This window comes from Nocardia niwae NBRC 108934 = DSM 45340, assembly GCF_001613465.1.
Classification (GTDB): domain Bacteria; phylum Actinomycetota; class Actinomycetes; order Mycobacteriales; family Mycobacteriaceae; genus Nocardia; species Nocardia niwae.
This window is the reverse complement of record NZ_BDCK01000043.1, coordinates 41,619-54,540: the sequence shown is the minus strand read 5'-3', so window position 1 is coordinate 54,540 and position 12,922 is coordinate 41,619. Positions and strand designations below refer to the sequence as shown.

Genomic DNA, 12,922 nt, shown 5'->3' with positions numbered 1-12,922 from the left:
GGATCGAGTTGGGTGAGATCGAGCAGGCGTTGACCGGCTTGGACGAAGTCGCCCAAGCGGTCGTCGTCGTGCGTGATGACGCAGGAGCCGGTGAACGCCTCGTCGCCTACCTCGTCGAGGTCTCCGGCGCGCAGCTCGAGCTGAGCGCGGTCGAAGCGGCGCTCACCCGGCGACTACCGGGCTACATGATCCCCTCGGCCTACGTCGTGCTGAGCGAGTTTCCGGTCAACGCCTCCGGCAAGCTGGACCGCCGGGCGCTACCGGCGCCCGTGGTCGAGTCCGCGCGGTTCCGTGCGCCGGCCACACCGGTACAGGAACTCGTCGCCGCCACGTTCGGTGCGCTGCTCGGCGTCGACCGAGTTGGCCTGGACGACGACTTCTTCGCCCTGGGCGGCAATTCGCTCACCGCCGCCCGGGTGGTGGCCCGGCTCGGCGCGGCGCTCGACACCCAGCTGCCGCTGCGCATGCTGTTCGACGCCCCGACCGTGGTCGCGCTGGCCACCCGCGCCGAGCGGTATCGCGGCGACGGCGGCCGCGCGCCACTGCGCCCCCGGCCGCGGCCGGATCGGATTCCGCTGTCCCCGGCCCAGCAGCGCATCTGGTTCGTCAACCGTTTCCACGCCGGCGAGCACACCGGTCCGGCCGACGCGATCGACAACATCCCGGTCGCGCTGCGGCTGTCCGGTCACGTCGACCTCGCGGCGATGACCACGGCCTTGGCCGACGTGGTGGCCAGGCACGAGACCCTGCGCACCGTCTACCCGGACGGCCCGGAAGGCCCGCGACAGCTGATCCTGCCTTCGGCCGAACCCGACCTACCGGTCGTGGGGGTGACCGAATCCGCCCTGGGGGATCAGCTCGGGGAGCTGGCGGCCATCCCTTTCGACCTGACCACCCAGACGCCGTTGCGCGCGATGGTGTTGGCGATCGATGACGCGCCGCAGGCGGAGTACGTGCTCGCCCTGGTCCTGCACCACATCGCGGCGGACGGGTTCTCCCTCGGACCGCTGGCCGAGGACCTGATGGCCGCCTATCTGGCGCGTCGCGACGCCGCCGCGCCCGCGTGGGACGCCTTGCCGGTGCAGTACGCCGACTACGCGCTCTGGCAGGCCGAATCCGCCGACGCCGAGCGGCAACTCGACTACTGGCGGCACATCCTGGACGGCCTGCCGGAGCAGCTCGAACTGCCCGCCGACCGCCCGCGCCCCCCGGTCTCGTCCCATCGTGGCGCGACCCACCGCCTGCGCATCGACTCCGATCTGCACAGCGAGCTGGGCGAGCTGGCGCGCAAACGGGAAACCACGCTGTTCAGCACCGTGCACGCCGCGCTGGCGGTGCTGCTGGCCCGCCTGTCCGGCGGCTCGGACATCGCGATCGGCACCCCCGTCGCCGGGCGCGGCGACGCGGCGCTGGACCGGCTTGTCGGCATGTTCGTCAACACGCTGGTGCTGCGCACCGCCGTCGACTCCAGAGCGCGGTTCGAGACGGTGCTGGACGCGGTGCGCGACCAGGACCTCGACGCGCTCTCGCACGCCGACGTGCCGTTCGAACGACTCGTCGAGGTGCTCGCGCCCACTCGCTCGCGCAACCGTCATCCGCTGTTCCAAGTGGCGTTGACCTTTCAGAACTTCGCCCTGCCCGAGTTCGCGCTGCCGGGCCTGCGGGTGAGCGCGCAGGAGTTCGACGCGCCCGTGGCCGAATTCGACCTCCAGTTCACCGTGCTGGAGGCGCACGACCGGGACGGCCGCGCCGACGGCATGCGGGTCGAGATCCGCTACGCCACCGATCTTTTCGACGCACCGTCGATCGCCGTGCTGGGCAGGCGGTTCACTCAGGTGCTCGCCGCGGTCGCCGCCGATCCGACCGTGGTCGTGGGCGACATCCAGCTGCTCAGCGCCGAGGAGCAGCATCGCGCGCTGTACGAATGGCCGGTCGGCGGGGACGACGTCGCCGACGTCGACGGCAGCCTGGCCGACCGTTTCGCGGGGGCCGCCGCGCTGGACCCGGACGCCGTCGCGGTCCGCGACGGCGCGCGATCGCTGGCCTACGCCGAACTCGACGACTGGTCCAACCGGTTGGCGCGGCGCCTGGTCGCCGCGGGCGTCGGACCGGAGACGCTGGTGGCCGTCGCGCTGCCCCGCTCGGCGGAACTGGTGGTGGCCCTGCTCGCCGTGCTCAAAGCGGGCGGCGGGTACCTGCCGATCGATCCGGCCTACCCGGACGACCGGATCGAGTACGTCCTCGACGACGCCCGCCCGCTCTGCGCGATCGCGGGGGCGGCCACCGAGTTGCCGCGCGGCTGGTTCGGCGGACCGGTGATCGACGTCGACGCGCCGAATCTCGCCGAGTTCAGCGGCGCGCCGGTCACCGACGCCGACCGGCGCGCCCCCCTGTGCTCCGCCCACGCCGCATACGTCATCTATACCTCCGGCTCCACCGGCAGGCCCAAAGGCGTCGTGGTGCCCCATCGCAACGTGCTGCGGCTGCTGGACAACACGCGGCGGCGCTTCGGCTTCGGCCCGGCGGACGTATGGACTTTGTTCCACTCCTACGCCTTCGACTTCTCCGTGTGGGAACTGTGGGTTCCGCTGCTGTCCGGCGCGACGGTGGTGGTGGTCGACTACTACACCTCGCGTTCGCCGCAGCAGTTCCGGGAACTGCTGATCGCCGAGCGGGTCACCGTGCTCAACCAGACCCCGTCGGCGTTCTACCAGCTGGTCGCCGCCGATCTCGCCGAACCGGAGCCCGCGCCGTTCGCGCTGCGCACCGTCGTCTTCGGCGGTGAGGCGCTGGAGCCGCAGCGCCTGGCGGGCTGGTTCGCCCGCTACCCGCACGCACCACGCCTGGTGAACATGTACGGCATCACCGAGACCACGGTGCACGTGTCCTATCGCGAGATCGATGGGCGCACCGGCTCCGCGAGCGTGATCGGCGCGGCGCTGCCCGGGTTGAGCGTGCGCCTGCTCGACGACCGGTTGCGGCCCGTCCCGGTGGGCGTACCCGGCGAGATCTACGTGTCCGGAGGCCAATTGGCCCGCGGCTATCTGCATCGGCCCGCCCTGACCGCCGGACGCTTCGTCGCGGACCCGTACGCCCGCGACGGCTCGCTCGCCTACCGCTCCGGCGATCTGGCCCGCTGGACACCCGACGGCGACCTGGAGTACCTCGGGCGCGCCGACCAGCAGGTGAATCTGCGCGGCTTCCGCATCGAGCTGGGCGAGATCGAGGCCGCGCTGCTGGAAGCGTGCGACGCGGTCCGGGAGGTGGCCGTGGTGGTGCGCACCGACCTGGTGGACGAACCGCGCATCGTCGCCTACGCGGTGGCCGCCCACGAGTCGACCGATACCGTCGCGCTGCGGCAAGCGCTGGCGTACCGCCTGCCCGAGCACATGGTGCCCGCCGCGATCGTGCCGGTGCCGCGCATCCCGTTGACGGTCAACGGGAAACTCGACCGTGCGGCGCTGCCCGCGCCGCGGTTCGAGTCGACCGCCTACCGGGCGCCGTCCACGCCGAGCGAACGCGTCGTGGCCGAGGTGTTCGCCGAGGTGCTCGCGGCGGAGCGCGCGGTGGGGGCCGACGACGACTTCTTCGCGCTCGGGGGCAGCTCCCTGCTGGCGGCGAAGGCGGTCACCCGGATCGGCGCGGCGCTGGGCCGGACGGTCGGGGTGCGGGCGCTGTTCGAAGCTCCCCGGGTCGCCGACCTCGCGGCCGTGGCGAGCACGGTGGCCATGGGCGGCACCCGGCCACCGTTGGTGGCGGCGCCGCGTCCAGCGCGCATACCGCTTTCGCCCGCGCAGCAGCGGATGTGGTTCCTGAATCGGTTCGATCAGGCGTCCACCGCTTACAACATCCCGGTGGCCCTGCGGCTGTCCGGCCGATTGGACGTGTCCGCGTTGCAGGCCGCGCTCGCCGACGTGACAGCGCGGCACGAGGCGCTGCGCACCCGTTACCCGCAGGTCGACGGCGAACCGGTGCAGCTCGTCGCCTCCGTCGCCGAAGCCGCACCGGCGCTGCGGCCGATCGACGTCGCGGAAGACGAGATACCGGGGCGGATCCGGGAATTGGCGGAAACGACCTTCGACGTCACCGCCGAGATCCCGGTGCGGATACGACTGTTCCGCGTGACCCGAGCGAGCGCGCGCCCGGAAGACGGGCACGGCGAATTCGTGCTCGCCGCGGTGCTGCACCACATCGCCGCGGACGGCTCGTCCATCGCGCCGTTCGTGCGGGACCTGATGGTCGCCTATACCGCGCGCCGCGCCGGCGCAGCGCCGGACTGGGCGCCGCTCGCCGTGCAGTACGCCGATTACGCCTTGTGGCAACGCGACCTACTCGGCGCCGAGGACGACGCCGGATCGGTGGCGGCCCGCGAGATCGAGTTCTGGACCGATACCCTCGCCGGGCTTCCCGACCAGCTGGCGCTGCCGACCGACCGCCCGCGTCCCGCCAAGCAGAGTCTGCGCGGCGACCAGGTGCCGCTGACGATCGGCGCACGGCTGCACGCGGATCTCGCCGCCCTCGGCCGGCGGCACGGCGCGACACTGTTCATGGTGTTGCACACCGCGTTCGCGGTGCTGCTCGCGCGCTGGTCCGGCACCGATGACATCGCGATCGGCACGCCGGTCGCCGGGCGCGGCGCGGCCGAACTCGACGACGTGGTCGGGATGTTCGTCAATACCCTCGTGCTGCGCGTCGGCGTCGACGGCGGCGAGTCGTTCGCCGGGCTCCTGGCGCGGGCCAGAGCCGCCGACCTCGCTGCGCTCGAACACGCGACCGTGCCGTTCGAACGGCTGGTTGAAGTGCTCAACCCGGTGCGCTCGACCGCACGTCATCCGCTGTTCCAGGTCGGCTACTCGTTCCAGAACCACGAGCGCGGACAGTTGCGGCTGCCCGAGCTGGAGGTGCGCGAACTCGACTTCGACCACGGCGTGGCGCAATTCGACCTGCATCTGTTCGCGGTGGACGCCTACGACTCCGGCGGCGCGCCCGACGGCGTCGAACTGGCGTTGCGCTATGCCACCGATCTATTCGAGCGGCCCACCGCTTTCCGGTTCGCCGCCCAGTTGCGCCGGGTGCTGGAAACGGTCGCGGTCAGGCCGGACCTGCCGGTCGGCGACATCGATCTGCTCGGCACCGATCGGTCGCTGGTGCTCGCCGAATGGAACCGCACCCGGCAGCCGGTCGCGCCGGTCACGCTGGCGGGCCTGATCGATGCGCAGATCGCGCGCAACCCGAGGGCGGTCGCGCTGGTGGACGCGACCACCGGAGCCGAGCTGAGCTACGCCGAGTTCGGCGACCGGGTGAACCGCCTTGCCCGCACGCTCATCGCGGCCGGGGTCGGCCCGGAGTCGACGGTCGTGCTGGCGATGCGCCGCTCGCCGGATCTGGTCGTCGCGATGTACGCGGTGGTGAGCGCGGGAGGGGCGTATGTGCCCATCGATCCAGGCCATCCGGCCGAACGGATCGCCCACATCATGTCCGTCGCCGCGCCCGTGGTCGTCCTCACCACCTCCCGCGACGGCGTGCCCGCCGGAACGCGCTGCGCGGCGATGGAAGTCGATCGGCTCGATCTCGCCGAATGCGCCGCGACGCCGGTCACGGACGCGGAGCGGGTGCGGTCGCTGCGTCCGCAGCATCCGGCGTACGTCGTCTTCACCTCCGGCTCCACGGGCCTGCCGAAGGGCGTCACGATCCCGCACGCCGCGATCGTGAACCAGCTGGCCTGGCTGGCCGAGCGATTCGGCCTCGGCGCGCAGGATCGCGTGCTGCTGAAGACGCCCGCGACTTTCGATCTGTCGGTGTGGGAATTCTGGTCTCCGCTGGTCACCGGAGGACGTCTGATCGTCACCGCGCCCGGCGCCGAACGCGATCCCGACCTGATGCGCGCGCTGCTGCGCCGCCACGGCGTGACCGTGCTGCACGCGGTGCCCGCCCTGATCGGCATGCTGCTGGCCGCCGCACCCGGCGCCGCGCTGCCGGAGACGCTGCGCCAGGTGCTCGCCATCGGTGAGGCGCTGCCGTCCGCCACCGCCGTGGACTTCCTGCGCCGCCATCGCGCTGGACAACCTCTACGGCCCCACCGAGGCCGCGGTGTCGATCACCGCGTTCCCGGTGCGCACAGAGCCGGAGCACACCGTCCCGATCGGTTCGCCCGCCTGGAACAGCCGGGTCTACGTGCTGGACGCGCGCCTGCGGCCCGCGCCGATCGGGGTGCCGGGCGAGCTGTATCTCGCGGGTGCGCAACTGGCGCGTGGCTACCAGGGTCGTCCGGCGATCACCGCGGACCGTTTCGTCGCCGATCCGTTCGCGGTGGAACTCGGCGCGGCGGCGGGCGAGCGGATGTACCGCACCGGCGACATCGTGCGCTGGCGTCCCGACGGCACCCTGGAATACCTGGAGCGCGCCGACTTCCAGGTGCAGATCGGTGGCTTCCGCATCGAGCTCGGTGAGGTGGAGGCAGCCCTGCTGCGGCAGCCTGGAGTGACGGCGGCGGTCGCGGTGGCGCGCGCCGACGAGCGCGCCGGAACGCGGCTCGTCGCGTATGCCGCGCTACCGGAACCGGATTCGGGCACGTACGCCGACCTGGCCGTGTCGCTGCGCGCGGCGGTGGCCGAACAGCTGCCCGGCTACATGACGCCCGCCGCCGTCGTCGTGCTGGCGGCGTTGCCGCTGACGGCCAACGGCAAGATCGATCGCTCCGCGCTGCCCGAGCCGGTGTTCGCGCAGGCGGCCTTCCGTGCACCGGCCGGGGCGCTGGAGCGCCTGGTCGCGGACGCGTTCGCCGAGGTGATCGGCGTGGACGCGGTGAGCGTGGACGACGACTTCTTCGTCAGGGGCGGCAATTCCCTGATGGCCACCCGCCTCGCGGCCCGGCTCGGCGCGGCACTGGGCGGCCACGTCCCGGTGGCCGCGGTGTTCGACGCTCCGACGCCGGCCGCGCTCGCCGAGCGTCTGGCGGTCACCGAGCGCGGCGCGGCCCGGCCCGCGCTGGTCCGTCGCGCCGGCACCGGGCCGGTGCCGCTGGCGCCCGCGCAGCAGCGCATGTGGGTGGTCGACCGGCTCGCGCCGGACTCGTCGGCCTACCACATTCCCGCGGCGCTGCGGTTGCGCGGCGAGCTGGACGTGGCGGCGCTGGAGGCGGCCGTCGGCGATGTGCTCGACCGGCACGAGACGCTGCGCAGCAGGTACCCCGATACCGAGGCGGGACCGGTCCAAGAGGTCGTGCCCGCGGCGGGGGTGGACCTGACGCCGATCGCGGTGCCGCGAGCGGAATCGGACGCGCGGATAGCGGAATTCGTGGCCGCTCGTTTCGACCTGGCCGCCGTGCCGCCCGTGCGCGCCGCCCTGTTCGCCACGGCCCCCGACGACCACCTCTTGGTGGTCGTGCTGCACCACATCGCGGCGGACGGGTATTCGATCGCGCCGCTGACCGCCGACCTGGTGCGCGCCTACGCGGCGAGGTCCGCCGGACACGTCCCGGACTGGGCCCCGCAGGCGATCCGGTACCGCGACTACAGCGTCTGGCAGCACGAGCTGCTCGGCGACGCCGCCGATCCGGACAGCCTGCTGACACGCCAGCTCGCCTTCTGGCGAACCGAATTGGCGGGAGCGCCGGAAGTTCTCGCCCTGCCCACCGATCGCCCACGCCCGGCTCGCCGGAGCTTGCAGGGGGCAACCGTCATCCGCGAAATCGACGCCGAGCGCACCGTCCGGCTGGAACGGCTGGCCCGCGACCACGGCGGCACGCTGTTCACCCTGGTGCACAGCGCGCTCGCGGTGCTGCTGGCGAAACTGTCGGGCGCGGGGGACGTCACGATCGGCGTCCCGGTCGCCGGCCGCGGAGTCCGCGAGCTGGACGAGCTGGTCGGCATGTTCGTCAACACCGTGGCGTTGCGCACCGAGGTCGACCCGCGGTCGAGCTTCGCCGAGCTGCTGCGCCAGGCCACCCGGCGTGACCTGGCCGCGCTCTCGCACGCGGACGTGCCGTTCGACCAGGTGGTCGAGGCGCTGGGCGTCACCCGTTCCGGCTCGTACGCGCCGCTGTGTCAAGTGCTGCTCACCTTCCAGAACATGCCGGAGGCAGCGGTGGAGCTGCCCGGTCTCGCCGTGGAGGCGGTCGATCTGCCGCTCGCGGAGGCGAAATTCGACGTGCAGGTCACCGTGCTGGAGCGGTTCGCCGCCGACGGCGCGCGCACCGGTCTCGAGCTGCGCTTCGGCTATGCGACGGACATCTTCGACGAGCCGACGGCCCAGGCGTTCGGTGACCGGTTGCTGCGGGTGCTGGACACGGTCGCCGCGGATCCGGCGGTGGACGTGCGTGCGATAGACATCCGCTCCGCGGACGAACGGCGGCCCCGGCCCGCACCGTCGGTGGCGGACCTGCCCGCGCTGATCGCTCGGGCGGCGCAGGCCGCCCCCGACGCGCCCGCGTTCGCGCACGGTGACCGGCAGGTTCGCTTCGCTGAACTCGACGCGAAGCTCGCGGCCGTCGCCAGGGCGATGGGCGCGACGGCCAAACCCGAAGCCCTGATCCATGTCTCGCTCGCCGGGCTGGTGCCCGGCCTGCTCGCCGCTCTCGGCGGCAGCGGCCTGGCGGCCTTGCTGCAAACCCTGCCCGCCGCCGCGGAGGCGGTGCTCGCCGACCCGGCGTCGGCCCTCGATTCGGAAGGAAACCGCTGATGACCCACGCAGACGACGTGCGCCGCGCCTACGGCATCGACGACCTGCCCGGCCTCATCGCGGCCGTCGCCGGACAGGAGCCGCAGCGGGTGGCGCTGCGGCACGGGGAGGTGACCGTCACCTACGCGGAACTGGCCGCGGAAATCGGCGCTCTGTCCACGGTCATGACTGTGGAAGCGCTGGTCCCGGTGGTGGTGTCCGGTCGGCTGCCCGCGCTGCTGGAGTCCGGTGACGGTGCGCTCGGCGCGGTGCTGGACGCGCTGCTCGGCGACGCGCTCGCGGCGGCGCCGACCGCCCCGGTCGCCGCCGCGCCGGTGGAGACGCTGGTGAGCGTGTTCGAGGAGCAGGTACGGCGGACTCCGGACGCGATCGCGCTCGACTACGCGGGCGTCACCCTGACCTACGCCGAATTCGACGCTCGGGTCAACGCGCTCGCCCACCACCTGATCGGACTCGGCGTCCGGCCGGACACACTGGTGGGCCTGGCCGTCCGGCGCTCGATCGACCTGGTGGTCGGCATGTACGCGATCCTGAAGGCGGGCGGCGCGTACCTGCCGATCGACCCGGATCACCCGGCCGACCGCAGCGCCTACGTGCTCGCGGTCGCCGCGCCGGTGGTCGTGCTGACCACCGCGCGCGACGAGCCCGGCTTCGGGCGCGAGGTCGCCACGCTGCGGATCGACGAGTTCGCGGAGCCGCCGACGCCGGACGCGCCCGCGGTCACCCGCTCGGCCGATCACATCGCCTACGTGATCTTCACCTCCGGATCCACCGGCCGGCCGAAGGGCGTCGCCGTGCCGCATCGCGCGATCGTGGCGAATCTGCGCTGGCGCCAGCGGATGTACCGGCTGCGCGCCGACGACGCGGTGGTGCAGAAGACGCCGTTCACCTTCGACGTGTCGGTGTGGGAGTTCTTCTGGCCGTTGCAGGTCGGGGCCCGGTTGGTCGTCGCGGAGCCGGACGGTCATCGGGATCCGGCGTACCTGGCGCGCCTGATCGGCGAGCGCGGCGTCACCGTGGCGCATTTCGTGCCGTCCATGCTCGCGGTCTTCGTCGCCGAGTCGCAGGCGGCGGCGGTGGACTCGCTGCGGCTGGTCTTCGCCTCGGGCGAGGCGCTCCCGGCCGCCACCGCCGCGGCCTTCCGGAACATCTGCGGTGCGACGCTGCACAACCTGTACGGGCCCACCGAGGCCGCGGTCGACGTGACCGCGCACGAGGTGACCGGTGCGGACGTCGCCGCAGTCCCGATCGGCGTGGCCGCCGACGACACCGAGCTGCTGGTGCTCGACGACAGTCTGCGCCCGGTGGCGCGCGGTGTCGTCGGCGAGCTGTACCTGGCGGGAGTGCAGCTGGCCCGCGGCTATGTCGCCCGTCCCGGCCTGACCGCCGAGCGGTTCGTGGCCGATCCGGAGGGCCCGGCGGGGGAGCGTATGTATCGCACCGGCGACCTGGTGCGATGGACGCCCGGCGTGGAGGGCGGTCCGGACGAGCTGGAATATCTGGGCCGCACCGACTTCCAGGTGAAGCTGCGCGGCCTGCGGATCGAGCTCGGCGAGGTCGAGGCGGCGCTGCTGCGCCATCCGCGGGTGACCCAGGCGGCGGTGGTGCTGCACCGGCGGGCAGGCGGCGACCACTTGGTGGGCTACGTCGTCGGCGACTCGATCGACGACGAAGAGGTGCTCGACCGCGTCCGGCGCGAGCTGCCCGAGTACATGGTGCCCGCGCTGCTCGTCCCGCTGGACGCGATGCCACTGAACGCCAACGGCAAGCTGGACCGCCGGGCGCTGCCGGAACCCGAATTCGGCTCCGGCGCAGCGGTGTACCGCGCGCCGCAGAGTGAGACGGAAATCGCGGTCGCCGCTGTTTTCGCCGAGCTGCTCGATGTGGCGCGGGTGGGCGCCGACGACGATTTCTTCGCGCTCGGCGGCAATTCGCTGCTCGCCACCCGCGCCCTCGCCCGGATCGCCGCCGCCCTGGGCGCGACCGTGGACGTCCGCGACTTCTTCGACCGCCCGACCGTGGCCGCGGTGGCCGCGCTGTCGCATCCGGACGCGGCGCGCCCGCCGCTGGTGGCCGGGCCGCGCCCGGAACACGTTCCGCTCTCGCCCGCGCAGCGGCGCATGTGGTTCCTGAACCGGTTCGACGCCGACACCGAGCAGGCCCGCGACCTCGGCGCCGCCGCCGTGGACAACATTCCGGTGGCGCTGCGCCTGCGCGGGCCGCTGGAGGTCTCCGCGCTGTCGGCGGCGATCACCGATCTGGTGGCCAGACACGAAGTGCTGCGCACCGTGTATCCGCAGACGCCCGACGGGCCCGCGCAATCGGTGCGGCGGGTGCACGCGGTGTTCGACCTGACGCCCGCCGAAGTGCCGGAAGACCGGCTGGTCGCGGCGGTCCGCCGGGCGGCGGGGCAGGGCTTCGACGTGGCCGAGGAGATCCCGGTACGGGTGCGCCTGCTGCGCTGCGGGCCCGAGGACCACACATTGGTGCTCGTCGTCCACCACATCGCGGCCGACGGTTTCTCGCTCGGTCCGCTGATGCGCGACCTGGCCACCGCCTACGCCGCGCGGCGCGAGGGCCGGGCGCCGGAATGGGCCCCGCTGCCGGTGCAGTACGCGGACTACGCGCTCTGGCAGCAGCGGGTGCTGGGCGCGGAGACCGACGCCGACTCCCCGGCCGCGCGCCAACTCGCGTTCTGGCGCACCGAATTGGCCGGATCACCCGCGCAGTTGGACCTGCCGACCGACCGGCCCCGTCCGGCCGCGGCCTCATATCGGGGCGCAACTTACGAGTTCGCCCTGGACGCCGCTCTGCGCGCCGACGTCGAGGCGATCGCGGCGCGCGTGCGCGCCACACCGTTCATGGTGCTGCACGCCGCCCTGGCGGCCCTGCTGGCCCGGCTGTCGGGGACCGCCGACATCGCGATCGGCACGCCGGTCGCGGGCCGGGGCGCGGCCGAGCTGGACGATCTGGTCGGCATGTTCGTCAACACGCTCGTGCTGCGCACCGAAGTGGACGCCGCCCGCGGTTTCGCCGATCTGATCGCGCGGGCCGCCGACCGCGACCTGCGCGCGTTCGCGCACGCCGACATCCCGTTCGAGCAACTGGTGGAGGCGCTGAACCCGGCGCGGTCGGCCGCTCGGCATCCGCTGTTCCAGGTCGCGCTGTTCATGCAGAACATCGGGCCGATCGCGCTGGCCATGCCCGGTCTGCACACCGAGCCGGTCGACTTCGATCCCGGTTTCGCGAAATTCGATCTCCAGCTCACGGTGTCCGACGCAGGCGAGGGCTATCGCGCCGAATTCACCTATGCCACCGATCTGTTCGACGCCCCGACCGTGCGGGAGTTCGCGGCGAAGTTCGTCCGGCTGCTGCGTGCGGCGGTGGACGACCCGGACGCGCCGGTCGGCGACCTCCCGCTGCTCGACGCGGGGGAACTGGACTACGTTGTCGCGAGCTGGAACGCCAGCGGGCACCGAGTGCCGGACCGCTTCCTGCACGAGGGATTCGACGCGCAGGTGCGCCGCACCCCGGAGGCCGTCGCGCTGGTCACCGACACCGAACGGTTGAGCTACGCCGAACTGTCCGACCGGGCCGACCGGCTGGCCAGGATGCTCATCGGAATCGGCGTCGGCCCGGAAGCGCTGGTGGTGCTGGCCCTGCCGCGCTCGGTCGAGCTGGTCGTGGCGATGTACGCGGTGGCGCGGGCGGGCGGCGCGTACGTGCCGGTGGATCCGGCGCATCCGGCCGAACGCATCGGCCACATCCTCGACACCGCGCGGCCGCACGCGATCCTGACCAGCCGGGCGGCCCGATTCGATGCCGCCGGCGCGGCCGCGCCGGTCCATCACCTGGACGAACTGGATCTCTCCGGGTACCCCTCCGGCAAGATCGGCGACCGCGAACGCCACGGCGCGCTGCATCCGCAGCATCCGGCCTACGTGATCTTCACCTCCGGGTCCACCGGAAAGCCGAAGGGCGTGGCGGTGAGCCACCAGGCCATCGCCAACCAGCTGGCCTGGATGCACGCGGAGTACCGTCCGCACACCGGTGACGTGTACTTGCAGAAGACCGCGAGCACCTTCGACGTCTCGCTGTGGGGCTACTTCCTGCCGCTGCGGGCGGGCGCCACCCTGGTGCTGGCCGCGCCGGACGGGCACCGCGATCCGCGCTACCTCGCCGAAACCATCGCCCGGGAGGGCGTCACGCTCACCGACTTCGTGCCATCCATGCTGGCGGCGTT

General features: G+C 72.7%; 2 protein-coding genes and 1 pseudogene (1 of these 3 running past the window's edge). All 3 read left to right on the top strand.

Annotation, left to right across the window (positions count from 1 at the left end):
- Positions 1–68 precede the first annotated feature (68 nt).
- Positions 69–5,990, top strand: a pseudogene (locus NNI01S_RS36190) (amino acid adenylation domain-containing protein); the annotation flags it as partial.
- A 16-nt stretch (positions 5,991–6,006) separates the two neighbouring features.
- Positions 6,007–8,679, top strand: a complete 2,673-nt coding sequence (locus NNI01S_RS36185) for a condensation domain-containing protein (RefSeq protein ID WP_369689697.1) — start codon at positions 6,007–6,009, stop codon at positions 8,677–8,679.
- Positions 8,679–12,922, top strand: partial view of a non-ribosomal peptide synthetase gene (locus NNI01S_RS27640; protein WP_063023453.1) — the 5' end (the start) only. It continues 21,085 nt past the right edge of the window; 4,244 of the gene's 25,329 nt are visible here — the first part of the coding sequence; the start codon lies at positions 8,679–8,681; its stop codon lies beyond the right edge, outside the window. Before NNI01S_RS36185 ends, NNI01S_RS27640 begins: the two co-directional genes overlap by 1 nt.